This is a genomic window from Shinella sp. (assembly GCF_049651085.1).
Classification (GTDB): domain Bacteria; phylum Pseudomonadota; class Alphaproteobacteria; order Rhizobiales; family Rhizobiaceae; genus Shinella.
In genome coordinates this window covers 36,520-59,839 of record NZ_JBASBL010000020.1, presented here as the reverse complement: position 1 = coordinate 59,839, position 23,320 = coordinate 36,520, and the positions used below count along the sequence as shown (strand labels likewise).

The window sequence follows — 23,320 nt, the reverse complement described above, 5'->3', positions numbered from 1 at the left end:
CGCCCGGCAAGTTCGAGGTGGCATTCATTTTCCTTGAAATTTCGGTCTTGCTTGCCTTATGACACCAATCTCACGGCGCCCGATGCGCCCAAACAGTTTCGAACAGTTCTAAACTAGGTTCTAGAAAAGCTGAGTGCTTTCGTCAAGACTTCAATTGACAAGAATCTGTTCCCGAACGTGAACCTGCCGGAGTAAGAATGCCCGAAATCATCTTCAACGGACCCGCCGGTCGCCTTGAGGGCCGTTACCAGCCGTCCAAGCAGAAGAACGCCCCGATCGCCATCGTGCTGCATCCGCATCCGCAATTTGGCGGGACGATGAACAACCAGATCGTCTACCAGCTCTTCTACATGTTCCAGAAGCGTGGTTTCACGACCTTGCGTTTCAACTTCCGCGGCATCGGCCGCAGCCAGGGCGAGTTCGACCATGGCGCGGGCGAACTGTCGGATGCGGCATCCGCGCTCGACTGGGTGCAGAGCCTGCATCCCGATTCCAAGAGCTGCTGGGTCGCCGGCTATTCCTTCGGCGCCTGGATCGGCATGCAGCTCCTGATGCGCCGTCCGGAGATCGAAGGCTTCATGTCGATCGCGCCGCAGCCGAATACCTATGACTTCTCGTTCCTTGCGCCCTGCCCGTCATCCGGCCTCATCATCAATGGCGACGCCGACAAGGTTGCACCGGAAAAGGACGTCAACGTCCTCGTGGAAAAGCTGAAGACGCAGAAGGGCATCCTGATCACGCACCGCACGGTGCCGGGCGCCAACCACTTCTTCAACGGCCAGACCGAAACGCTGATGGCCGAATGCGAGGATTACCTCGATCGCCGCCTCGCCGGCGAGCTGACACCGGAACCGGCCGCCAAGCGTATCCGTTAACGACCGAAGGCCCGAATGAACGAAGCCCGGTTGCCAATGGCAACCGGGCTTCTTCTTTTTAATCCGCGCGAGGCGCTATCAGAACACGAATTCTTTCGCCTTGCGGAAGCCTGGCAGCGGCTTCACGGCGGTATTGAAGACATTGCGCTCGGCAACGCGGCCGCTTTCCTTGATATAGAGGCGGGCCTGCGAGGCATTGCCGTAGCCTTCGACCACGACGAGGCGGCCACCGTCGCGCAACTGCGCAAAGAGCGCCTCGGGGACGAACTCGACGGCCCCCTGCAGGAAGATCACGTCATAAGGCGCTTCCGGCGCATAGCCGGCTTCGAGATCGCCGGTCACAACGGCAACATTGTCGTAGCCGAGGCGGGCAAGCGTTTCCGTTGCGGTCGCGGCAAGGTCCGCATCGCTTTCGAGCGCGACAACCGAGCTACCGAGCCGGGAGAGAATCGCCGAGGCGTAACCGGTGCCGCAGCCGACTTCCAGCACCACGTCGCTCACGGCGATTTCGGCGAGCTGGATCAGCTTGGCGAGCGGCGACGGCTCCATCAGATAGCGGCCCGGCGCAATCTGGCTGTCATCGTCGATATAGGCGAGCGGCTTTACGGCCGCGGGCACGAACTCTTCGCGCGGAACGGTCAGGAAGGCGTCGAGCACCTCGTGCGACGTCACATCCGTCGTACGGATCTGGTTGTCCACCATCTTCGTGCGCGCTGCTTTGTAGTCAATCATCTCTAGCCCTTGGAGTAAAACGGCGTAGACCGGCGCAAAGGCCCGACCATGCCGGATGCGTTGCAATTCTCTTAGAGCGGTTTCGGGGCGAGTGTCCATAGGCGGCGGCCGGTCGCGCGCAAAAACCGCAGGCACCGCCACATATCAGGGCCATTCCTTTATCATGAATAAAATACTCAACATATTATTGCCTGCACCATATAGAATGTCGTATTGAGCATTCAGGTTTTAGGGCGCTGGCGCCCGCACCCTGCCCGCTTCCCGGAACGGGCTCCGCTTGAACTGAGATATTCTAAAGGAATACCCCGTGCTGAAACGGTTTCGACTGCTATCCGCGATCATCCTGATGGCGCTCGCCGCCCCGCACGCTGTTTTGGCGCAGGCCCAGTCGCCCTCGATCCAGACGGACAGCCAGCCTGAAGCCGGCCAAACGTCCGGCGCGGCAACGACGACCACCACCACGGACACGACCTCCCGGCCAGCGGCAAGCGAAGGCACTGCCGATACGTCCGCGACCCCGATCACGGCTGACGAAGAGAACGAGGCCACGGAACTCGACGCCCTCGACGAGGGCGAGGCACGTCAGGCCGGATTGCCACACGACCTTTCGCCGTGGGGCATGTTCATGGCGGCGGACATCGTCGTCAAGGGCGTGATGGCAGGCCTTGCCTTCGCCTCCATCGTTACCTGGACGGTGCTGCTGGTGAAGCTCGCCGAACTTGGCGGGGCGCAGCGCTCCGCAAGCAAGGCGGTTCAGCAGCTTATCGCCGCGCGCGGCCTTGCAGATGGCGAACAGGCTCTCAGCCGCAGCAACGGCGTCGTCTCGCGCATGACCCGCGCCGCGCGCGAAGAAATGGAAGCGTCCGAAAGCGTTCTCGACCATGTGTCGGACGGCGGCGTGAAGGAGCGTATCGCCTCCCGCCTCACCCGCATGGAAGTGCGCGCAGGCCGCCAGATCGCCAAGGGCACGGGCCTTCTCGCCACGATCGGCTCGACAGCGCCCTTCGTCGGCCTGTTCGGCACGGTCTGGGGGATCATGAACTCGTTCATCGGCATCTCGAAGGCGCAGACCACCAACCTCGCCATCGTGGCGCCCGGCATCGCCGAAGCCCTGCTTGCAACTGCAATCGGCCTCGTCGCGGCCATTCCCGCCGTCGTGATCTACAACTTCCTCGCCCGTGCGATCACCGGATACCGCCAGAACCTTGCCGACGCTTCCGCTGCCATCGAACGGCTCGCCAGCCGCGACCTGGACGTCCGCCGCGCCCAGCGAAGCCCCGCGCAGCGCAGCGAACGCGCCGCCGGCTCCGTCGTGAAGATCGGGTAACGACATGGCCGGAAAGATCAAGGAAGGCCTCGGCGACGACCTCGAGGAAAACAGCGAAATCAACGTGACGCCCTTCATCGACGTCATGCTGGTGCTGCTCATCATCTTCATGGTGGCCGCCCCGCTCGCCACCGTCGACATCAATGTCGACCTGCCCTCCTCCGTCGCCCAGCCGGCGCCGCGCGAGGACAAGCCGATCTTCATGACGCTGAAGAAGGACCTCACCGTCTCGATCGGCAATGGCGAGATCGCCCGCGACAATTTCGGCCCCGAGCTCGACACCGTTACCGAGGGCAACAAGGATGCCCGTATCCTGCTGCGCGCCGACAAGGCGGTGGATTACGGCAGCGTGATGGACGTCATGAACCTGCTGCGCGCCGCCGGTTACGCCAAGATCGCCCTGGTCGGCCTCGAAGGCGCCCCCGCGCAATAAGCCTCAAGCGGCGCGCATCCGGCGCGCCGGCTTCCCGGCCGAAACTCCTGAAGCAGGCCGGCATCTTGCCGAGATTGCAATTGCAATGGTACGGGCAAGGCTCACGCAATCAGCTCGATTGCGGCCCGACCCAGCGCATTTCCTCGCCGCAGGTTTGCGCGGCACCAGAAACTGCTTCAGGATAGACATGTCAGACGCCGCCTCGTCCAAGACCGCCTACCGCACGGAAATCGACGGTCTTCGCGCCATCGCCGTGGTGCCGGTGATCCTCTTTCATGCCGGCATGCCCTGGGTGGGCGGCGGGTATGTCGGGGTCGACGTCTTCTTCGTCATCAGCGGCTACCTGATTACGCGCATCCTGCTCGATGCCCACCGGAACGGCACCTATTCGATCATCGACTTCTACCGACGGCGCTGCGTGCGTATCCTGCCGGCGCTGACCGTCGTGACCCTTGCCAGCTTTGCCGCCGGGTGGCTGTGGATGGCGCCGCAGGATTTTCAGAAATTTGCAGATAGCGTCGTCGCGGTCGCGACCTTCTCCTCCAACATCCTGTTCTGGCAGGAGAGCGGTTATTTCGACGTCCAGGCAGAGCTGAAACCTCTCCTCCACACCTGGAGCCTGGCGGTCGAAGAACAATATTACATTCTCTTCCCGATCATTCTCGCCGTGATCTGGAAGTTCGCGCCGCGGCTTGTCCTGCCGTGCGTGATCGCGATGGCAATCGCAGGGCTTTACCTGTCCGGCAAGATGGTCCGTCACTATCCGGAAGCGGCCTACTTCCTCCTCCCCTCGCGCGCCTTCGAAATCCTCGCCGGCTCCATCGTCGCCGCACTCGCCGGCTATAGCGTGTCGGCACGCCTCGATGCGATCAGCGACCGCATGGCGGAACTGCTGGCGGCTGTCGGGCTGGGCGCAATTGCCGTGTCCGTTTTCCTGTTTACCAGCACCACCCGGTTTCCCGGCTACAATGCTCTTGTACCGGTGCTGGGAACCGTTCTCGTTCTCCTTTTCGTTCGGCAGGGAAGCCTCATCTACCGATTTCTCGCCTGCCGGCCGCTCCAGCTGATCGGCCTTTCCAGCTACAGCGCCTATCTCTGGCACCAGCCGGTCCTCGCCTTCGCGCGCCTGCGCAGTCTCGATGCCCTTTCGCTCGCCGAAGCGCTGGCTCTCGCTGCTCTATCGATCGCGCTCGGCCTCCTGACCTGGAAATTCATCGAGATCCCGTCCAAGCGCCTGCACAAGCTGGAGGCAAAGCGGGTCCTCTCGCTGGCCGTCGCCAGTCTCGTCCTCCTTGGCGTGATCGGTTTTTCGGCCGTCAGGACCGGCGGATTTCCCGATCGGTTCCCCGCAGAGGTCGTGGCCGTCCTCGACGCGCCCGAGCTTCAGGACGGCGTAGCCTGCACCTATTTCGCCGTCAACGGATCGAGCGTTCCGCAAGGCTGCGCCTTCGGCGACGAAAACGGCACGCAAACGATCGCGCTCTATGGAGATTCCCACGCCGATGCGTTCCGCGCCACGCTGGACAAGGAATTCAAGCGCCTCAACATCCGTGGCCTGCGCGTCAACGTCACGCAGTGCGAGCCGGTCCCCTACGTCACCGTAGAGGGTCTTCCCGACGACCGGTTCGAGACTTGCATGCAGGCATTCGACGAAACGCTGGACTTCCTCAAGCGCGAGGCCGACGGCATCATCGTCGCGATCCGCTGGAACTACCGCCTCTATCCGGTACCCGGAAAGATCGACCGCCTGACCTTCGACAATGGCGAGGGCGGCGTCGAGCTGGACAAGGAGCGCATCTACGAGGCCCGGGGCGAAAACGGCGAAAGAAGCATTCAGGCGCCCGCAAAGGAGCAGGCAGTGAAGCGTATGTTCGATAAGCTTCAGGCGACCGGCCTGCCTCTCTCGATCGTCCATCAGGTTCCTGAAACAGGCATCGACATCAAGCGATACAATTTCATCCGCTATCTCGAGGACGGCCGCCTTCCCGAGGCGATATCGACCTCCTACGAGCGATACCAAAGCCGCAATGCGTTTACCGGCGCCCTGCTCGACGGGATAAGCGGTCCGACCATCACCCACGTCCATCCCGATCGCGCCCTCTGCGACACGTTCATAAAGGGACGGTGCGTGGTGCAGTTCGGCGGCAAGCGCTACTATTCGGATGACGACCACCTGTCGGGCGACGGCGCTTCGCTGCTGACCGCGGAAATTCTCCATCCGTTTCTGCGCGATTGAGATCAACAGGTGCGCCGCGTGGTGGAATTCTGCTGAAATATCGGCAAAGTCGAAAAAAGGGACGACATTTCAGAATGAAGCCCCTTGCACCCACTCTGAATTCGTTCTAAACGCCCGGCACCACTCGCTTTATAGCAAACGGACGGCCTCGTGGCGGAGTGGTTACGCAGAGGACTGCAAATCCTTGCACCCCGGTTCGATTCCGGGCGAGGCCTCCAACAAATTGCAGCTGAAAATTCAGCATTATAACGCGGCCCAATCGGCCGCGTTTTTCGTTTCATGCTGTCTCGAACGGCTGGCGTTTCCCGGTTGGCCTTAAAACCCGCTTCAGGCTAGACATCATCGACCGTCTTGCCTTTCGCACGGGCCTGGGCGAATCTCTCACGACGTACATTTTCCTGGACTGGCATTGGAATCCCATGAGCGACAAAATAATCGACACGTTGACCGGCACCTACTTCACGCTCGACGATCCCGATGGAAGTTATGGCACCGGCCAGGTCGTTCGGCTCGCTGCCGAAGGGATCTATTTCGTTCGCTTCGATGGGAACGAGGTGACGCTTCCCCTGGAGCTCATATCCCTCGGCGAAATGCTGGAGACCACCGACGAGGAATATAAGATCTGGCGGTTCTTCGACACGATCGAAGAGCGGGAGAAGTGGATCGAGTGGCTCGATGCACCATCCAAGCCGCGCGTCATCTCCCTCGTGCGCCCGACCAAGCCATCGGACTAGCTTGCCCCGGTAGAGCCAGCGTCGCTCCCGACGCCCACCTCCGGGTCGCTTTGATGTCGTTCTGACGCAATGAGCTAACCCTGGGAGGGCGACATGGTCGTTTCGGCGGTTGAATTGCGGAATATTGCTGGAACCGAAGCTGCCCTTGGATGGGCCGGTAGCCATACGGTCGTCGTTGACCGGCCGGATGGCAAGGCGGGCGGAAGAGGCCTGGGGTTCAACGGCGCGCAACTGCTTGGCCTGGCAATCGGCGGCTGCTACTGCAACGACCTCCGCTACATTGCTCACAACCTCGGACGTGAAATCGGCGCCATATCCGTCCGGGTTGCCCTCGTTCTGGAAGGATCGCCCCTCATCGTAACCAAAGCCGACATCGCGGTTGAAATCGAGATGCCGGATGATGGCGATCCGTCCAGCCTGATCGAAAAAGCGTGGGAAATCAGCACGGTCGCCAACTCCTTGAAGATCGGCATTCCGGTTTCCCTGACGCAAGGTTAGTGATGAACGAAGGAGCCCCGGCGTGAACCTGTGCCGGGCTCCTTTCCCGGCCTGGACGCTGCCATGGCCGAAACCATGCGTCGATAAGGCGTAGCGCAGCGTCTCGCTCAGGACGCCCTGGCCTTGGCCGTCGTCTTGTTGATCGATGTCACAGCCAGGTTCGTCAGCTTGTTGTTCGTCGCCTTCTCCTGATCGAGGATCTCGCTCAGAAGCTTGTGCGCCTCGTCATGGCCCAGGTCCTTGGCCCATTCGCGCAGAGAACCGTAGCGGGCAATTTCGTAGTGCTCGACCGCCTGACAGGCGGCCAGGAGGCCGGCGTCCAGCGCGGTGCCCTCGGCCTCGTCCATCAGCCCGTCGGCTTCCTTGATCAGCCCCTCGATGGCGTCGCACTTTTCGCCGGATGCCTTCTTGCCGATCGACTTGAAGACCTGCTCCAGCTTCTTGATCTGTTCCTTCGTTTCCGAAAGGTGCTCTTCGGCTGCCTTCTTCAACTCGGCGCTCCTGGCCGCCTTTGCGACCTTGGGAAGCGCCTTGGTGATCGCGATCTCGGCGTAGTAGATATCCTGCAGCGTGTGTTCAAAAATATCAGACAGCGATTTCATGAATTCTCTCCTTGGGCCAATGAGTGGCCGAAGAGAAAGCAATCCGTGCGCGAATCGTTCCACGGTCCTTTCGAAGGGAGCCCGGACGCGGGACGCCGGAGCCTAAACCGGATGCTCACGGAACGGTCACGCGATTGGCGAAGCCGGGAGCCTCTTCCGCCACGCCGTTCTTGATTCCGGCAGCAGCGCATTGTTCGCGAAGCCATTTTGCCGCCGGACCGGCGGGGCGCTGCTTGTTCCAGATCAGTTCCAGCGCGACGGGATGCGCGCCTTCATCGAATTGCAGCGACGGCGTGGCCAGCCCGGGCACCAGCGGAGAATTGGTCAGGATATGCTCCGGGATCAGCGCCCAGCCTATACCCTGCTGCAGGATCTGCAGGATGACCCAATGGCTTTCGACCCACCAGACCTCGGCGGCCACGCGCAGACGATGCGTTTCCATCCCGCTGCTGCGCTTCGTGACCATGATCTGGCGGTGCCGCTTGAGCTCCTCCCATGTCACGGGCGAGCCGGCCAACGGATGGTCTCGGCCGCACACGAGAATGAGGGGAACCCAGCCGATGGTATGAAAGCCCAGCGTCGGCGGAAGATTTTCCTGGCGCCACATCACGCCGAGATCGGCCTTTCCTTCCAGAACGAGCCCCTCGACGTCCTTGGTGGGCGGGAAAAGCAGTTCGAGTTCTACATGGGGAAACTGTTTGGCAAAGGCCGCAAACAGCGCACCGACAGCGGGCTCGGGATAAAGCTCGTCGATGGCGACGGCCAGACGCGTTTCCACATGCTCCTCGAAGTCCCTGGCAACGCCGATCAAATGCTCGCGGCGGTCGAGAATCAGCCGGGCCTCGGGGAGCAGCCTCCTGCCTGCGTCGGTGAGCGTCGGATTGCGTGTCGCCCGGCTGAACAGCTTGACCCCGAGATCGTCTTCCAGCGACGAGACAAGCAGGCTGATCGCCGACTGCGCCTTGCGCAAATGCCGCGCAGCAGCCGAGAACGAGCCGTGTTCCGCGGCGGTCACGAAGGCATCGAGCTGTTCGAGCGAAACGGTCATCTATCTCTATTTCGGATAGTATCTAACTTTTATTCCCGTAAATATCAGATAGACGTGCCGGCAACAACAGAAAGGAAATGAAATGCGTACCTTCCGCGATCGTGTCCGTCATGCGGTCATGTTCGAGCTTATCGGCCTGGCGATCTTTACGCCGGGCGCCGCCATTCTCTTCGACCAGCCCATCGGGCATATGGGCGTCATCGGCGTCGTCTCCGCGACCGCGGCGACGCTGTGGAACTTCGTCTTCAACCTGGGTTTCGACCGGGCCATGCTGCGCATTCGGGGCAGCGTGCACAAGACGATGCGGATCCGCATCGCCCATACGGCCCTTTTCGAGGCCGGGCTGATCGTCATCCTCATCCCCTTCATCGCCTGGTATCTCGGGATCAGCCTGATGACGGCGCTGCTGCTCGATATTGCTGTCGTCGCCTTCTACCTGGTCTACGCCTTCACCTTCAATATCTTCTACGACTGGGCATTTCCGATCCAGGCCTCGCCTCCACTGCCCCACGCATCCGCGTGAGGCAGCGGCGCCACAGAATCAACACACAGGTTAAGATGCTGTTTTAATTACAAAAATGTAATGTTCAATTCAGCTTTCGTTCATCAGCCCGGCACTAGGTTCCTCTCACCAACAACGAGGAACCAACCGATGAAGATCTTCACCCGCACCCTTCTCGCCGCCGTCGCCCTGACCTTCGCCGCAGCTCCCATGGCGCAGGCCCAGAACTACGGTCACGACCGCAAGCCCGGCTATTCCTCCTCCTGGGACAAGCACAAGACCAAGAAGCGGCACAACTGGCGCAAGGGTGAGCGCTATTCGGATTGGAAGCGTCGTCCGGCCGTGCGCGACTATCATCGCCATGGCCTGCGCAAGCCCGGCCGTGGCCAGCAGTGGGTGAAGGTGGACAATTCCTACCTCCTGATGAGCGTCGCCACCGGTCTGATCCTCGGCGTCGCCGCCGGTCGCTAAAACAAGAATGCCACCGCAGCACCCGGCCGCGGTGGCATTTTCACTCATACCGTTCAGCGAATGAGCAGCGCCGTTCCATAAAGCCCCAGAGCAAAGACCGTATGTGCGACCAGATTGAGGGCCCGCACCTTGTTCGCATTCGCCAGCTTCGAGGCCGCGAAACCGAGGCCGAGGCCGGGCTGCAGCAGGAACCAGCCGGCACCGACGGTGACAATGCCTAGAATCCACGCCGGCAGGAAGGTCGGCGCGGCGAACCAGGCCGCACCGGCGATCAATGCCAGAATGACGCCATAGAGAATGCCGACGGCATAGTGGCCGATCCAGCCGAGCGCCAGTTCATTGGCATAGGGCTCTGCCTTGCCGATATCGTCATGAAAGACGGTGCCGTTCTTCAGATGCCAGAACCAGCGCCCGACCGGCGCCCAGTTCGGCCGTGACTGGCCAAACCCTTTCCAGAGCAAGATCGCCCACACATCCATCAACACCGTCGCGCCTGCCCCGATCACGACACCCTTAACCAGCAAGTCCATGCACGTCCCCTCACCTGTAATTGACGCAAGGGGTTAGAGCAGGTCCGCCTGCCGCGTGCAATAAAGGGCGTGCAGGTCAGCGAGGGTTGCGCCGCGCCTTTCGGGTAGCCCACCACACAGCGAAGCGGCGTCGCTGGCGGCGCACAAGATGAGAATCGTGCGAAAGCACCAGCAGGCCGAGCGGCACCATCCAGAATCCGAGCACGGGCAGGAAGCCGAGCATGCCCCCGCAGACGAGAAGCACGCCGATCGTGGTGCGCAGCCAGCGCGATTCCGGCAGTTTCATGCGCAACGAGCCGATGACGATCTCCCGCGTGCGGGGGTCTATGCCAAAATGCATGTTTCTTTTTCGTGCCGTCATTCATTGCTCATTTGTCTGCAAAGCCCGGATTTCCAGGCAATTCCCCTTCCCAGTTGGAGACTTCTCCACAATCAATCAAGCTTGAAGTCTCTTTTTGTCAAAAAAGCGCTTGGCAAATCGATCCAGCGTTTGTATTACGCGCTCATTCCGCCCCGAGCGGGATAATCCCTGGTAGCTCAGCGGTAGAGCATTCGACTGTTAATCGACAGGTCGCCGGTTCGAATCCGGCCCGGGGAGCCAAATTTTGAAGGGCTGCGCTGAAAAAGCGCGGCCCTTCTGCTTTTCAGCCACAAGCCACTAAAGCCGCCCCGGACGGTGCGGCCTGCTCGTCAGAAACGCTGGCGCCGCTATCGTCGGTTCTGCGGCGGGCGCTTGATATTCATCTGGAGTTCGTGGCGGCTGGCAAAGCGGCCGAAGAGCAGCAGGAGCTTGCGTTCCTGCGCCTTGTCCACCCCGTTCTTTTGGCAATGTTCAGCGACATTGAGGACGGGGCGGATCTGCTGGGGGCCGAACTGGCGATTGTCGATGTGATGGCTCATGGCGCGCTCCTCCCATGCGGAGAGGAGTAACTCGCCGGGCGCGCGATTGTTCCCGGCGTAGCAAACGGATCAGGGCACCATTCCGGCGCCAGTCTCTCCGGCCGTGCGGGCGGCGCCATAGTCGCGCTCATGGGCGATGCGGCGAAAGGACTGGCTATACTCGCGCGGGCGGGCGGAAACGTCGACCAGCGGCGTCCCGATCACCCCGTCCGCAAAGGTCCCGGTGGCGATCTCGTCGTCCTTGGCGGGAGGGCTCTGAAAAAATCCGAAAAGCATCATGGTGTCTCCAGTTTCCGTCCAAACGGACGACGGGGATTTCCGTTCCGCCACCGCCGGATAGACACAAAATTAACCATCCTTGCTAACAGTTCGTTAAAATCCCGATCCCTTTCTCGCCGGCGGGCCGCGCGATGCGATCCCGCCTCTCGCGATTCACGTCTTGGCGTTTTGAGCCATTGACGCTAGCTTTCCCTCACGTCGGGTTGGCAGAGGGGCAATCGATGACGACTGAAATGATTTCAGAGACGCTGCTTTCGAACCGTGACCGGCTGACGCCGGAGAATTTCTCCGAACGCACGAAGGGCCTACCCTTCCGCGCCAGGATGGTGCTGCGCGGCCTCCTCGGCCTTGAAGCGGGCGCGCTCTCAATGACGATCCCCGGCGGACAAAACTTCGTGATCGGCGGCAAGACGCCCGGCCCGCACGCCGCCGTGACGCTCAACAACTGGAACCTCGTGACCCGCGCCGTCAGCGGCGGAACGATCGGCGTTGCCGAAAGCTACATGGACGGCGATTGGGAGAGCCCGGACGCCGGCGCCTTCCTCGAACTGATCCTCATCAACACGAAAGTCGTCGGCAACTACACCAACGGACCGCGCGGTATCCTGCTCCTTGCGGAGAAATTCCGCCACTGGCTGAACACCAACACCAAGCGCGGCGCGCAGCGCAACATCTCGGCGCACTACGATCTCGGCAACGAGTTCTATTCCCAGTGGCTCGACCCGACGATGACCTATTCCTCCGCGCTCTATTCTGGCGGCGCGAACGACCTCACCTCCGCACAGGTTGCCAAGTACCGCGCGCTTGCCGAGGCGACCGGGATAGGGCCGAACGACCATGTGCTGGAAATCGGCTGCGGCTGGGGTGGCTTTGCGGAATTCGCCGCAGGCGAAATCGGCTGCAGGGTCACGGGGCTGACGATCAGCCGCGAACAGCTCGCCTTCGCGCGCGAGCGCATGGCGAAAGCCGGCCTTTCGGATCGGGTGGAACTGAAATTCCAGGACTATCGCGACGAGAAGGGCAGCTATGACCGCATCGTCTCCATAGAGATGTTCGAGGCGGTCGGTGAGAAATACTGGCCGGCCTATTTTTCCAAGCTGAACGAATGCCTGAAGCCGGGCGGCCGGGCTGGCCTGCAGATCATCACCATCCTGCAGGAGGCCTATGTCGAATACCGCGCCAATCCCGACTTCATCCAGAAATACGTCTTTCCCGGCGGCATGCTGCCGACCCGCGAGCATCTTTCCTCGCTAGGCCACCAGTTCGGGCTCTCCACGGCCTCCGATATCGGTTTCGGCCACGACTATGCCCGCACGCTCGCCGAATGGCGGCACCGCTTCTGGGCGGCCTGGGAGCGCATCGTGCCGCTGGGCTTCGACGACCGCTTCCGCAAGCTCTGGGAGTTCTACTTCTATTATTGCGAAGCGGGTTTCCGAGCGAAAAACATCGACGTGCGGCAGGTGGTCTATACGCGGCCCCTCACCTGAACCGTCAGTGGAAAAAATCCCTCCGGAAGCGCCTTCTCAAAGAACACGATTTCTTGCCAAGGGCGTCTTGCCGGCCGAAAAGACGGCTTGATAATCTAGGCACCAATGCGCGAGGCTCGGGTCCCATGTCCATTCTTCCGTCCGTTCTGGATGCAATCGGTAACACGCCGCTAATCCGGCTCAAGGGCGCCTCCGACGCGACGGGCTGCGAAATCCTCGGCAAGGCGGAATTCCTGAACCCCGGCCAGTCGGTCAAGGACCGCGCGGCGCTCTTCATCATCCGCGCGGCGGAACGTTCAGGGGCGCTGCGCCCCGGCGGCGTCATCGTCGAGGGGACGGCCGGCAATACCGGTATCGGCCTTGCGCTGGTGGCCCAGGCGCTCGGCTATCGCACGGTGATCGTCATTCCGGAAACCCAGAGCCAGGAAAAGAAGGACGCGCTACGCCTGCTCGGCGCCGAACTGGTGGAAGTCCCGGCCGTTCCCTACAAGAACCCGAACAACTACGTGAAGCTTTCCGGCCGCCTGGCAGAGCAGCTTGCAAAGACCGAGCCGAATGGCGCGATCTGGGCCAACCAGTTCGACAATGTTGCCAACCGCGATGCCCATATCGAGACGACTGCGCCGGAAATCTGGCGCGACACCGAGGGCAAAGTCGACGGCTTCGTTTCGGCGGTCGGTTCGGGCGGTACGCTTGCCGGCGTCGCCGCGGGACTGCGCGCCAAAAACCCGAACATCAAGATCGCGCTTGCCGATCCGGACGGCGCGGCGCTCTACAACTACTATGCGCATGGCGAGCTGAAGTCGTCCGGCAGTTCGATCACTGAGGGCATCGGCCAGGGCCGCATCACGGCAAACCTCGAAGGCTTCACGCCGGATTACTCCTACCAGATCCCGGATTCCGAGGCCGTTCCGCTGGTCTTCGACCTGATCGAGAAGGAGGGCATTGCCGTCGGCGGCTCCACCGGCATCAATATTGCAGGCGCAATCCGCCTTGCGAGGGACCTCGGCCCCGGCCACACGATCGTGACGATCCTGTGCGACTATGCTAACCGCTATCAGTCGAAACTCTTCAACGCGGACTTCCTCGATTCGAAGGGCCTGCCCGTTCCGGGATGGCTACAGGCGAAATCGGGGATCAAGGTCCCCTATCAGCCGGTAGAATAGGTCTCATGTCCCTTCCCACCACTGCCCTCTTTCGTGACGATTTCTATCTTTCGACAAACGAGGCGGTGGTGACGGCGGTGCACGAGGACGGCGGCGTCGAGCTCGATCAGACCTGTTTCTATGCGACGTCGGGCGGCCAGCCCGGCGATACGGGCTTTCTGGAGCGCGCCGACGGCACGCGCATCGCGCTCGGCCCGGCCGCAACCGGCGCGACCAAGGAAATCGTCATCCATCGCCCGCTTGAGGGCGAAATGCTGCCGATCGTCGGCGAGACGGTCGTCGCCCATATCGACTGGGTGCGCCGCTACAAGCTGATGCGCATGCATACCGCCTGCCACCTGCTTTCCGTCGTCTGCCCCTACCCGATCACCGGTGCTGCGGTCGGCGAGGATGACAGCCGGGTCGATTTCGACATGACGGAGACCATCGACAAGGACGAGGTGACGGCCAGGCTGATGAAGCTTGTCGATGAAAACCATCCGATCTTCGTACAGTGGATCACCGATGCGGAACTGACCGCCAATCCCGGCATCGTGAAATCGAAGAACGTTCGCCCACCGATGGGTCTCGGCCGCGTCAGTCTCGTCTGCATCGGCGAGAATTCGTCCGTCGACAGCCAGCCCTGCGGCGGAACGCACGTCTCCGAAACGCAGGAGGTCGGCGCGATCCACATCGCCAAGATCGAAAAGAAGGGCAAGGAGAACCGCCGGTTCCGCATCCGTTTCGGCGCGCCCGGTTCCGAAGCCTGACAGGGAGGATACGATGTCCAATGACAAGAGCAGGTTCGTCGTTTCGGCGGACTGGGTGGAAAAGCAGCTCGGCGCGCCGGAATTTCGCATCGTCGACGCCTCCTGGTATCTTCCCGCGCAGAACCGCAACGGTGCCTCCGAATATGCGAGCGGCCACATTCCCGGCGCCGTCTTCTTCGACCAGGACGTAATTGCCGATCATTCGAGCGGCCTGCCGCATACCATCCCCTCGCCGGAACTCTTCGCGGCCGAAGTCGGCAAGCTCGGCATTCGCGACACGGACACGATTGTCGTCCATGACGGTCCGGGATTCTTCTCCGCCCCGCGGGCCTGGTGGCTGTTCCACACCATGGGCGCCCGGAACGTTTTCGTGCTGGATGGCGGCCTCGACGGCTGGAAGAAGGAAGGACGGCCGCTTCAGGCCGACCTACCGGAGCCGGCGCCGGCCATTTTCCGCACCAATTTCAATCCCTATGCCGTGACCTCCTACGAGGAGATGCGCGGCATCGTCTCGACGGGCTCGAAGCAGATCGCCGATGCGCGTGGCGCGGGCCGTTTTACCGGCGAAGAGGCGGAACCGCGTGCCGGCATGCGCTCCGGCCACATGCCCGGTGCGAAAAACATGCCGGCGGGATCCTTCTCCGAGGGCGGCGCGTTCAAGGACCTTGCAAGCCTTCGCAAGCAGTTCGAGGAAGCGGGCATCGACCTTTCCAGGCCCGTCGTCACCAGTTGCGGCTCCGGCGTCACCGCGGCGATCATCACGCTGGCGCTCCATTCGCTCGGCCATGAGAACAACACGCTCTATGATGGCTCGTGGTCCGAATGGGGCAGCCGTGACGACACGCCCGTCGTCACCGGAAAGGATTGAGCATGGCCAGGAAGGCCCAGAGCGCGCCCATCGCGATTCACATGACGGTGCTCGAAATGACGGCGCCGCCAAAACAGAGCCTGCCGGTGCCGGTCAATGTGCATACCGCCATCCTCGGTGCGCCGGAAATCCCGCTCGCATTCTATCGCTTCCTCTACCGGCAGGTCGGCAGCCGCTGGCATTGGGTCGATCGGCTGCGCATGGACGACGAGACGCTGGCGGCCACGCTCAACGACAAGCGCAACAGCGTGACGGTGCTCTATGTCAACGGCGCACCGGCCGGCTTCTTCGAACTGCTGCAGGTCGACGAGGAGACGATCGAGCTTTCCCATTTCGGCCTGCTCGAGCGTGCGCTGGGGCTCGGCATCGGCAAATGGTTCCTGCTCCAGACGCTCTATGCCGCCTGGGCGGCCGGGCCGAAGCGAGTCACCGTCACCACCAACAACCTCGACCATCCGCGCGCGCTCCAGCTGTACCAGATGTTCGGCTTTTCGCCGATCGGGACCGAGGATGCGGAGATCGTTCCGCTCACCGATGCCGAATTGCTGTCACTTGCCAAACGCGACTGCCAGTTGCCCATCCCGCAGCGTTAAACACTCTGAACGAGAGCTAACTGGCGGTTCATCTTCCCTTCAGGTCACCCGTGGCACTTTCCAGTCAACAGACGATAGAACGACAAGGAGACTTCACCATGCAACGTCGCGCTTTTCTGACCGCCCTTGCGACCGCCATCGCCGTGCCTACCTTCTCGCGCCTGGCGGTCGCGCAGGAAACCCCGTCGGAAGAGATGATCCTGCGCCGCCTCGATGCCGCGCCCGCCCGCCGCATGCGCGATGAGGAACGGGTGACGGTACGCGAATTCAAGCGTCGTCCGGATCTGCGCGGCGCGGCCCCTTCGATCAACATCCAGTCGATCAACTTCGCCTTTGCTTCGGCCGAAATCCCGCGTTCGGAATTCCGCAAAGTGCGCCAGATCGCCCGTGCCATGGAAAAACTCCTGCGTCGCCGCCGCCGCGCCGTCTTCCTGATCGAAGGTCATACGGATGCCGTCGGTTCGGCCTCGTCCAACCAGATCCTCTCCGAACGCCGCGCCGAATCGCTGAAGCGCCTTCTCGTGCAGGAATTCGGCCTCCCGTCGCGCGCGCTGGAAACCGTGGGTTATGGCGAGGAATACCTGCTCATCCCGACGCGGAACGAGGAATGGCGCAACCGCCGCGTCACCCTCCGCCGCATCGACGAGTTCGTGCGCTAATATCCGAAAATATCCCCTCACCGCCGGCCTTACGCCGGCGGTTTTGATTCGGGCGCGCAGAAATCGGGTGTCGGGATGGCGTAAAGGCATGGAAACTCCCGGCACACCAACCGGAGAGATCACCATGTCCATTCGCTTCCTGCCCATGCCGACCGAAACCGCAACCGCCTATTGGGACGGCGGGAACGATGCCTACGGCCTGAAACCGGAACGGCATGTTTCCGACGGCAACGGCGTGCCCTGCCGGCATTGCCTGCGGCTGGTCGGGGCGGGCGAGCCCTATCTCATCCTCGCCCACCGCCCCTTCCCGGCCCTCCAGCCTTATGCGGAGACTGGTCCGATCTTCCTTCACGCCGCCCCCTGCAAGGCGCACGAACCTTCGGGCGAGCTGCCGCCGATGCTGACGAGCAGCAGCTATATCGTGCGCGGCTACAGCACGGAAAACCGTATCCTCTACGGCACCGGCGCCGCGGTGCCGAATGCCGATATTCAGGACTACGCATCGGAACTCCTCGCACGCGAGGACGTCGCCTACCTGCACATCCGCTCGGCCCGCAACAATTGCTACCAGTGCCGCGTCGAGCGCGCATGAAAAGGCCCGGATCGCTCCGGGCCCCTCCTGTTGCCGGCTGATGGATCAGGCGACGTTCAGCACGGCTTCTGCCGCATAGGATTCGTAGCCGAGCGCTTCGGCGACGGGGCGGTTCGTGACGCGGCCCTTGTGCACGTTAAGGCCGGCGCGCAGGTGCCGGTCCTCGGCAACCGCCTTCAGCCCCTTGTCGGCAAGTTGCAGGCCGTAGTGCAGCGTGGCGTTGTTGAGCGCATGGGCAGAAGTGACCGGCACGGCGCCCGGCATGTTGGCGACGCAATAGTGAACCACACCGTCCACCTCGTAGGTCGGGTCGGAATGGGTCGTCGCATGCGAGGTCTCGAAGCAGCCGCCCTGGTCGATGGCGACATCGACGATGACGGCGCCCTTCTTCATGCCGGAGAGCATTTCGCGCGTGACGAGTTTTGGCGCAGCCGCACCGGGTATCAGCACGGCGCCGATAACGAGATCGGCGGAGAAGACTTCCTCCTCCAGCGCGTCGATCGTCGAATAGCGCGTGTGGACGCGGCCGCCGAACAGGTCGTCGAGTTGGCGCAGGCGCGGGATCGAACGGTCGATGATCGACACTTCCGCGCCAAGGCCTGCCGCCATCCTCGCGGCATGCAGGCCGACGACACCGCCCCCGATGATCGCTACCTTGGCCGGCAGTACGCCCGGCACGCCACCGAGCAGGATGCCGCGGCCGCCATTGGCCTTCTGCAGCGCGGTCGCTCCCGCCTGAATGGAAAGACGGCCGGCAACTTCCGACATGGGTGCCAGCAACGGCAGGCCGCCACGTTCATCCGTCACCGTCTCATAGGCGATGGCCGTGACGCCGGAGGCAAGCAGACCCTTGGCCTGTTCCGGATCGGGCGCCAAATGCAGGTAGGTGTAGAGAATTTGTCCGTCGCGAAGCTGCGCCCACTCGCCGGGCTGCGGCTCCTTGACCTTCACCACCATGTCGGACTTCTGGAAAATATCCGCGGCGGTGGGCACGATCCTCGCGCCTGCGGCGCGGTAGGCATCATCATCAGCGCCGATGCCGGCGCCAGCCTTGGTCTCGACAATGACCTCATGGCCATGCGCCACATATTCGCGCACGGCACCGGGCGTCAGACCGACCCGATATTCATGATTCTTGATTTCCTTCGGACACCCGACACGCATGCGCGTTCCTTTCCCAGTTGGTTCCCGTTTTATTGCCGCCTTCTGCGGGGGAACCATCGAAGCAGAGGCAGCGCGAAATGTCCGTGCAAAGGCGGTTTGCGAATGGGGCCGTTGTCGAATATTCTTCGAATATCAGCAGAATTTTCGAGGAAAATTCGAATGACGCATCTGGATGCAATCGATGCTGCGATCCTGCGGGCCGTGCAGCAGAACGGCCGGATCTCCAACGCCGAGCTTGCCGAGCGTGTCGGCCTCTCGCCATCGGCCTGTTCGCGCCGGCTCGATATCCTCGAAAAATCCGGCACGATCAACGGCTACTACGCTCGCGTCTCACCCAAGGCGCTCGACTACAAGATGATCGCCATCGTGCATATCTCGCTGTCCGGCCAATCCGCCAAGACGCTTGCCGAATTCGAGGCAGCGGTCAAACTCTGTCCGAACGTGCTGGTCTGCTACCTGATGTCCGGCGAATACGACTATATCCTGCGCGTCGCGGCCAAGGATCTCGAGGACTACGAGCGCATCCATCGCGACTGGCTCTCGGCGCTTCCCCAGGTGGTGAAGATCAATTCGAGCTTTGCGCTGCGCGAAATCATCGACCGGCCGAATGTCGGGGTCTGAAGGCCGCCCCGGCAAGGGTGCGCTCCGGCATCAGTAGACGTCCGGCACATACATCTCGTCTGGCGGCGGGCGGCGGATATAGTCGTCATGCCGCACGCGATCGGGCAGCTCGACGGCGGCCTTGGGCACGTCCTCGTAGGGAATCTGCGCGAGAAGATGGGCGATGCAATTCAATCGCGCCTTCTTCTTGTCGTCCGCCTCGACGATCCACCAGGGCGCTTCGGAAATATGGGTGCGCTCCAGCATCTCTTCCTTGGCCTTGGTGTAGTCCTCCCAGTGGACGCGGCTTTCAAGGTCCATCGGCGAGAGCTTCCACTGCTTCAGCGGGTCGTGGATGCGCATGCGGAAGCGGAACTCCTGTTCCTCGTCGCTGATCGAGAACCAATACTTGATGAGCACGATGCCGGAGCGCACCAGCATGCGCTCGAATTCCGGGACCGAACGGAAGAACTCTTCCAGCTCGTCCGGCGTGCAGAAGCCCATGACGCGCTCGACGCCCGCGCGATTGTACCAGGATCGATCGAACAGCACCATTTCGCCAGCGCTCGGCAGATGCGGCGTATAGCGCTGGAAATACCATTGGTTGCGTTCGCGCTCGGTCGGTGCCGGCAGGGCGACGACGCGGCAGATGCGCGGATTGAGGCGCTGGGTCACGCGCTTGATGGCGCCGCCCTTGCCGGCCGAATCGCGCCCTTCGAACAGTACGACGACCTTCAGTTTCTTGTGCTGCACCCAGTCCTGCAGCTTGACCAGTTCATGCTGCAGGCGGAACAGCTCGCGGAAATAGACCCGGCGCTCCAGCGTCTGCGCGGCCGGGCCGGACATGCCCTCGGCGATGAGGTCGTCCAGCCGTTCCTCCTCGATCTGCATTTCCAGCTCCTCGTCGAAGCTGTCGGCAATTTCCGCCTTGATGCGGTTGAGATGGTTGTCGTCGAACATGACCGGTATCCATGGCTGGTGGAAACTGCGCTCCAGAGGTCTTTCGGCCCCGGGGCGTGCGGATAGAATGACAGAATGGACGAGAAAGACTACGGCGCACACGAGGCGGGGACGCACTGGCGGTTCCCGGGCTGGTCGCGTGATACGGGATTGCGTTCAAAAGCCCCCCGCCATTCACCGCTCCTATCGATAAGCCACCATATTTCCGGGGCTTCCGTCCAATCGTATAGGAAGCCCTTGTGAAATCTCTGTGACAGCCCCGATGTTCCCGCAGGTCATGCGGAATCTAGCTGGAAACCACGCGGTTGCGGCCGGCGCTCTTGGCGGCATAGAGACGGGAATCGGCAGTAGAAAGCAGCGCGTTCAACGTCGTGCCGTCATGATAGCTGTTGGCGATGCCGATGCTGACCGTGACAGGCGCATCGTCCGGCCGGCGGATCTGCGTCTCTACCGACCGTCGCAACGCCTCAGCGCGCTCTGCCCCTGCCTCCGGCCCGGTGTCTTCGCAGATCACCACGAACTCCTCCCCGCCGAAGCGGAAGATCCCGTCGCCACCGCGCAGCGCCCGTTGCAGGCAGGAAGCCGTGTCGCGCAGCACGCCGTCGCCGGCCAGATGGCCGAAACGGTCGTTGACCTCCTTGAAATGGTCGGCGTCGATGATCATCAGAGCCATCGGCTTGCCCGCCGCCAGCATGGCCGAGAGCATGCGCGGCGCTTCAAATTCCAGCCGGCTTCGATCATAGACGCCAGTCAACGCGTCGCGGCCCGAGCGATCGAGCAGGTCCTCGTAGCGTTCGCGGAAGGTAAGGTCGGCAAAGATGTCCGAGATCGGCCGCGGCGAGACCGGGATCGCCGATATACGCGAATAGTGGAGATAGGCGGTGATCAGCACCGCATAGGCGCAGGCCGCCATCATCTTGGCGAGCCAGCCGCCCCAGAACACCTCCACCGGCGCGCGGTTGAGGAAATGCAGCGCAGCGAAGAAGCCGATCTGGTCGAAGGTCAGGACGACGACACCGGAGACGAAGAAGCGCATGGCCGTGCTCTTCCTGAATACCCGGCAAAGGCGTTCGTAGAGCAGGATGATGGCGAGCGAATCGACATAGAGCAGCATCGTGCCCCACAGCATGAGCCAGCCCATTTCGTCGATGAAGGCGAGATCCGCAATGCGGCCCGGCACCGCGCCGATCGTCTGGTGATGGCTCAGGAAGAAACCAAGGCCCACCGTCAGGAAATTACCGGCAAGCAGGCCATAGATCGGCGCACGCACGACGGCGGCATCTTCCTTCACGTAGAGAAGAAGGATCATCATCAGCTTGCCGGAAAACAGCACGGAGGAACCGGGCGAAATGACCCCGAACGGCAGCTCGATGTAGAAGACGGCCGCAAGATAGGTTTCGAGGAAATGCATCACACCGAGCGCAGCGACGAAAACGCCGATGCCGATCTGATGGCGCAGGTGCAGAATGCCCACCATGAAGACGAAATAGAACCCGGCCTCGATGAGTAGCAGGATCAGGTTTTCAGTACCCATGGGCGGTCCGCGATTTCCCTGATGATCCCTCAGCTAGTCCATAGGAACGGTCGCGACAGGTCATCATCTGCGCATATTAGAAAAAGCGCTGATTCTCCAGCGCTTTCACGCGTCTTGCAGGAACGAGGCAGTCCGGCTGTCAGACCTGCCGGCTCTCCACGCCGTCGCTGAACAACGAAGCGCCGTGCTGGTCGGCGATCTGCTTTGCCTTGCGGAAGGTCGAGGAGACGGTATCGTCCCGCGAGGAGAACAGATCGGCGCGGATGAAGGTGCGAATCAACACCCGTTCTCCGTCGAGCTTCTCGATCCGTCCTGCAAGCCGAAACTGGCCGCCTTCGGGAATCGGAGCCGCCACAAGGGTGAGGTCGTTGTAGGCTTCGGTTTCCTCCGCGATTTTTGCCGGAGCTGCCGAGCCGCCGCCGCGACCGAAGAGTTTTGAAAAGAATGATGCCATGGCCGATTGCTAGCACAGGCGGCAACGCCCTCCAAGGGAGAGCGCGCCGGCCCCGTCTCCTTCTAGATGATGAGGTTTGCGAGAATTTCGTTCTCGGTGATGTCCTGGTAACGCAGCCCTGCCCCGTCGAAGGCCTTCTTGAGCTCTGCGAAATTCTCTGGCGCCCTGGTCTCGATGCCGATCAGGATCGAACCGAAATTGCGGGCCGACTTTTTCAGATACTCGAATCGGGAGATGTCGTCGTCCGGACCGAGCAGGTTCAGGACATCGCGCAGCGCACCGGGGCGCTGGGCAAGCCGCAGGATGAAGTACTTTTTCAGCCCGGCATGGCGCATCGCCCGTTCCTTGACGTCGGGCAGGCGCTCGAAATCGAAATTACCGCCCGAAACGACCGCGACGACCGTCTTGCCCTCCAGCGCCTCGCGACCGAGCGCATCCAGCGCCGTCAGCGACAGCGCGCCGGCCGGCTCCAGCACCACGCCCTCGACATTCAGCATGTCGATCATCGTCACGCAGATCGCATTTTCCGACAGCAGCATGACCTGATCGGCGGAAAACCGGCTGAGCGCTGCAAAATTGAGGGCGCCAATCTGTCCGACCGCGGCACCGTCTACGAAATTGTCGACCTGATCGAGCGTTACCACCGCGCCGCTTTCCAGGCTCCGCTTGAGGCTGGGCGCGCCCGCAGGCTCGCAAAACAGAAAGCTCGACGGGCCGACCCTGTCGGCAAGGTAGCCGGTCACGCCCGAGGCAAGCCCGCCGCCGCCGACGGGAAGGACCACCAGGTCCGGCAGCTTGCCCTCGCCGAACTGCTCGACGATCTCCGCGGCAACCGTCGCCTGCCCTTCGATGATGTCCTCATGGTCGAAAGGCGGCACCATCAATGCCCCGCTCTCTTCGGCATGAACGCGCGCTGCATTGTAGCACTGGTCGAAGAAGTCGCCGACGAGCCTGATCGTGACGAAATCGCCGCCGAACATGCGCGTCTTGTCGATCTTCTGCTTGGGTGTCGTCACCGGCATGAAGATCACGCCCGGCACGCCGAAATGACGGCACACGAAGGCAAAGCCCTGCGCGTGATTGCCGGCAGAGGCGCAGACGAAGCTACGCGCGCCGTCTTCCTTCGCCAGAATCTTGCGGAAGAAATTGAATGCGCCCCTGATCTTGTAGGAGCGCACGGGGGAAAGGTCCTCGCGCTTCAGGTAGATCTCCGCGCCGTAGCGGGCAGAGAGGTGTTCGTTGAGTTGAAGCGGTGTTTCTGGGAAAAGCCCGCGCAAAGCTTCGCAGGCTGCGTCGACGTCCGGTTTCATGCCGCTCGATGCCATCC

Annotated in this window: 28 protein-coding genes and 2 tRNA genes; 18 read left to right on the top strand and 12 right to left on the bottom strand. The window is 62.0% G+C overall.

The genetic code is table 11. The annotated features are described in order from the left end of the window. Window positions 1-197 precede the first annotated feature (197 nt). Complete coding sequence (locus WA950_RS11725) at window positions 198-875, top strand: alpha/beta hydrolase (protein WP_424551880.1); 678 nt, start codon at window positions 198-200, stop codon at window positions 873-875. A 78-nt stretch (window positions 876-953) separates the two neighbouring features. On the opposite strand, the gene WA950_RS11720 is transcribed toward WA950_RS11725, so the two are convergent. Beyond that, the gene (locus WA950_RS11720) at window positions 954-1,604 is read right to left on the bottom strand and encodes a protein-L-isoaspartate O-methyltransferase family protein (RefSeq protein ID WP_424552041.1); all 651 of its coding nucleotides are present in this window, start codon (window positions 1,602-1,604) and stop codon (window positions 954-956) included. Between the two features lie 349 nt (window positions 1,605-1,953). Here WA950_RS11720 and exbB point away from each other — a divergent pair, with 349 nt between their 5' ends. The 6 genes from exbB (at window position 1,954) to WA950_RS11690 (ending at window position 6,835) form a co-directional block, all read left to right on the top strand. Further along, window positions 1,954-2,934, top strand: coding sequence for a tonB-system energizer ExbB (gene exbB / locus WA950_RS11715; RefSeq protein WP_424552040.1), 981 nt, complete (start codon window positions 1,954-1,956; stop codon window positions 2,932-2,934). 4 nt (window positions 2,935-2,938) lie between these two features. Then, window positions 2,939-3,367 (top strand): TonB system transport protein ExbD, encoded by a 429-nt coding sequence (exbD, locus tag WA950_RS11710; RefSeq protein ID WP_424551879.1) that lies wholly within the window; start codon window positions 2,939-2,941, stop codon window positions 3,365-3,367. A 187-nt stretch (window positions 3,368-3,554) separates the two neighbouring features. Next, window positions 3,555-5,603: an acyltransferase family protein gene (locus WA950_RS11705; RefSeq protein ID WP_424551878.1), complete on the top strand. Its 2,049-nt coding sequence runs from the start codon at window positions 3,555-3,557 to the stop codon at window positions 5,601-5,603. Between the two features lie 144 nt (window positions 5,604-5,747). Then, window positions 5,748-5,821, top strand: a tRNA-Cys gene (locus WA950_RS11700). 201 nt (window positions 5,822-6,022) lie between these two features. After that, window positions 6,023-6,337 carry a hypothetical protein gene (locus tag WA950_RS11695; protein ID WP_424551877.1) on the top strand — a complete coding sequence of 105 codons (315 nt, stop codon included), beginning with the start codon at window positions 6,023-6,025 and terminating at the stop codon, window positions 6,335-6,337. A 93-nt stretch (window positions 6,338-6,430) separates the two neighbouring features. Beyond that, window positions 6,431-6,835 carry an OsmC family protein gene (locus WA950_RS11690; protein ID WP_424551876.1) on the top strand — a complete coding sequence of 135 codons (405 nt, stop codon included), beginning with the start codon at window positions 6,431-6,433 and terminating at the stop codon, window positions 6,833-6,835. 107 nt (window positions 6,836-6,942) lie between these two features. Here the strand turns inward: WA950_RS11690 and WA950_RS11685 are convergent, their stop codons facing one another. Then, window positions 6,943-7,437 (bottom strand): ferritin-like domain-containing protein, encoded by a 495-nt coding sequence (locus tag WA950_RS11685; protein WP_424551875.1) that lies wholly within the window; start codon window positions 7,435-7,437, stop codon window positions 6,943-6,945. Between the two features lie 115 nt (window positions 7,438-7,552). Continuing rightward, entirely contained in the window at window positions 7,553-8,485 is a 933-nt protein-coding gene (locus WA950_RS11680; RefSeq protein WP_424551874.1) for a LysR family transcriptional regulator, read from the bottom strand. Between the two features lie 82 nt (window positions 8,486-8,567). On the opposite strand from WA950_RS11680, the gene WA950_RS11675 reads away from it, so the two are divergent. Both WA950_RS11675 and WA950_RS11670 read left to right on the top strand, forming a co-directional pair. Beyond that, window positions 8,568-9,008, top strand: a complete 441-nt coding sequence (locus tag WA950_RS11675; RefSeq protein WP_424551873.1) for a PACE efflux transporter — start codon at window positions 8,568-8,570, stop codon at window positions 9,006-9,008. A 129-nt stretch (window positions 9,009-9,137) separates the two neighbouring features. Further along, window positions 9,138-9,458 carry an RcnB family protein gene (locus WA950_RS11670; RefSeq protein WP_424551872.1) on the top strand — a complete coding sequence of 107 codons (321 nt, stop codon included), beginning with the start codon at window positions 9,138-9,140 and terminating at the stop codon, window positions 9,456-9,458. A 53-nt stretch (window positions 9,459-9,511) separates the two neighbouring features. Here WA950_RS11670 and WA950_RS11665 read toward each other — a convergent pair whose 3' ends face one another. Beyond that, window positions 9,512-9,988, bottom strand: a complete 477-nt coding sequence (locus tag WA950_RS11665) for a DUF2938 domain-containing protein (protein WP_424551871.1) — start codon at window positions 9,986-9,988, stop codon at window positions 9,512-9,514. A gap of 76 nt (window positions 9,989-10,064) precedes the next feature. After that, window positions 10,065-10,328, bottom strand: a complete 264-nt coding sequence (locus tag WA950_RS11660; protein WP_424551870.1) for a hypothetical protein — start codon at window positions 10,326-10,328, stop codon at window positions 10,065-10,067. A 186-nt stretch (window positions 10,329-10,514) separates the two neighbouring features. Here WA950_RS11660 and WA950_RS11655 point away from each other — a divergent pair. Continuing rightward, a tRNA-Asn gene (locus WA950_RS11655) sits at window positions 10,515-10,589 on the top strand. Window positions 10,590-10,696: 107 nt separating this feature from the next. On the opposite strand, the gene WA950_RS11650 is transcribed toward WA950_RS11655, so the two are convergent. Continuing rightward, window positions 10,697-10,888: a hypothetical protein gene (locus WA950_RS11650; RefSeq protein WP_424551869.1), complete on the bottom strand. Its 192-nt coding sequence runs from the start codon at window positions 10,886-10,888 to the stop codon at window positions 10,697-10,699. Window positions 10,889-10,957: 69 nt separating this feature from the next. Continuing rightward, window positions 10,958-11,164, bottom strand: coding sequence for a hypothetical protein (locus tag WA950_RS11645; protein WP_424551868.1), 207 nt, complete (start codon window positions 11,162-11,164; stop codon window positions 10,958-10,960). A 224-nt stretch (window positions 11,165-11,388) separates the two neighbouring features. Between WA950_RS11645 and WA950_RS11640 the strand changes: the two genes are divergently transcribed. The 7 genes from WA950_RS11640 to WA950_RS11610 all read left to right on the top strand — a co-directional run bounded on the left by WA950_RS11640 (window position 11,389) and on the right by WA950_RS11610 (window position 17,281). Then, window positions 11,389-12,654, top strand: a complete 1,266-nt coding sequence (locus tag WA950_RS11640) for a class I SAM-dependent methyltransferase (RefSeq protein WP_424551867.1) — start codon at window positions 11,389-11,391, stop codon at window positions 12,652-12,654. A gap of 125 nt (window positions 12,655-12,779) precedes the next feature. Continuing rightward, window positions 12,780-13,820 carry a cysteine synthase A gene (locus WA950_RS11635; RefSeq protein ID WP_424551866.1) on the top strand — a complete coding sequence of 347 codons (1,041 nt, stop codon included), beginning with the start codon at window positions 12,780-12,782 and terminating at the stop codon, window positions 13,818-13,820. Window positions 13,821-13,825: 5 nt separating this feature from the next. After that, entirely contained in the window at window positions 13,826-14,569 is a 744-nt protein-coding gene (locus WA950_RS11630; protein ID WP_424551865.1) for an alanyl-tRNA editing protein, read from the top strand. Between the two features lie 13 nt (window positions 14,570-14,582). Then, a complete protein-coding gene (gene sseA, locus WA950_RS11625) occupies window positions 14,583-15,437 on the top strand; it encodes a 3-mercaptopyruvate sulfurtransferase (protein ID WP_424551864.1) in 855 nt (284 codons plus the stop codon). Between the two features lie 2 nt (window positions 15,438-15,439). Then, a complete protein-coding gene (locus WA950_RS11620; RefSeq protein WP_424551863.1) occupies window positions 15,440-16,030 on the top strand; it encodes a GNAT family N-acetyltransferase in 591 nt (196 codons plus the stop codon). Between the two features lie 98 nt (window positions 16,031-16,128). Further along, entirely contained in the window at window positions 16,129-16,689 is a 561-nt protein-coding gene (locus WA950_RS11615) for an OmpA family protein (RefSeq protein WP_424551862.1), read from the top strand. 124 nt (window positions 16,690-16,813) lie between these two features. Then, window positions 16,814-17,281 carry a DUF1203 domain-containing protein gene (locus tag WA950_RS11610; protein WP_424551861.1) on the top strand — a complete coding sequence of 156 codons (468 nt, stop codon included), beginning with the start codon at window positions 16,814-16,816 and terminating at the stop codon, window positions 17,279-17,281. Window positions 17,282-17,326: 45 nt separating this feature from the next. Here WA950_RS11610 and ald read toward each other — a convergent pair whose 3' ends face one another. Further along, window positions 17,327-18,445, bottom strand: a complete 1,119-nt coding sequence (gene ald, locus WA950_RS11605; protein ID WP_424551860.1) for an alanine dehydrogenase — start codon at window positions 18,443-18,445, stop codon at window positions 17,327-17,329. Between the two features lie 159 nt (window positions 18,446-18,604). On the opposite strand from ald, the gene WA950_RS11600 reads away from it, so the two are divergent. Next, window positions 18,605-19,066: an Lrp/AsnC family transcriptional regulator gene (locus tag WA950_RS11600; RefSeq protein ID WP_424551859.1), complete on the top strand. Its 462-nt coding sequence runs from the start codon at window positions 18,605-18,607 to the stop codon at window positions 19,064-19,066. Between the two features lie 30 nt (window positions 19,067-19,096). Here the strand turns inward: WA950_RS11600 and ppk2 are convergent, their stop codons facing one another. From ppk2 to ilvA, 4 genes are all read right to left on the bottom strand, one after another. Continuing rightward, complete coding sequence (gene ppk2 / locus WA950_RS11595) at window positions 19,097-20,005, bottom strand: polyphosphate kinase 2 (RefSeq protein WP_424551858.1); 909 nt, start codon at window positions 20,003-20,005, stop codon at window positions 19,097-19,099. Window positions 20,006-20,291: 286 nt separating this feature from the next. Then, complete coding sequence (locus tag WA950_RS11590) at window positions 20,292-21,539, bottom strand: diguanylate cyclase (RefSeq protein ID WP_424551857.1); 1,248 nt, start codon at window positions 21,537-21,539, stop codon at window positions 20,292-20,294. A 139-nt stretch (window positions 21,540-21,678) separates the two neighbouring features. Further along, on the bottom strand, window positions 21,679-21,993 hold the full coding sequence (locus WA950_RS11585; RefSeq protein ID WP_424551856.1) for an HlyU family transcriptional regulator: 315 nt from the start codon (window positions 21,991-21,993) through the stop codon (window positions 21,679-21,681). 62 nt (window positions 21,994-22,055) lie between these two features. Then, window positions 22,056-23,303 carry a threonine ammonia-lyase gene (gene ilvA / locus WA950_RS11580; RefSeq protein ID WP_424551855.1) on the bottom strand — a complete coding sequence of 416 codons (1,248 nt, stop codon included), beginning with the start codon at window positions 23,301-23,303 and terminating at the stop codon, window positions 22,056-22,058. Window positions 23,304-23,320: the final 17 nt, after the last annotated feature.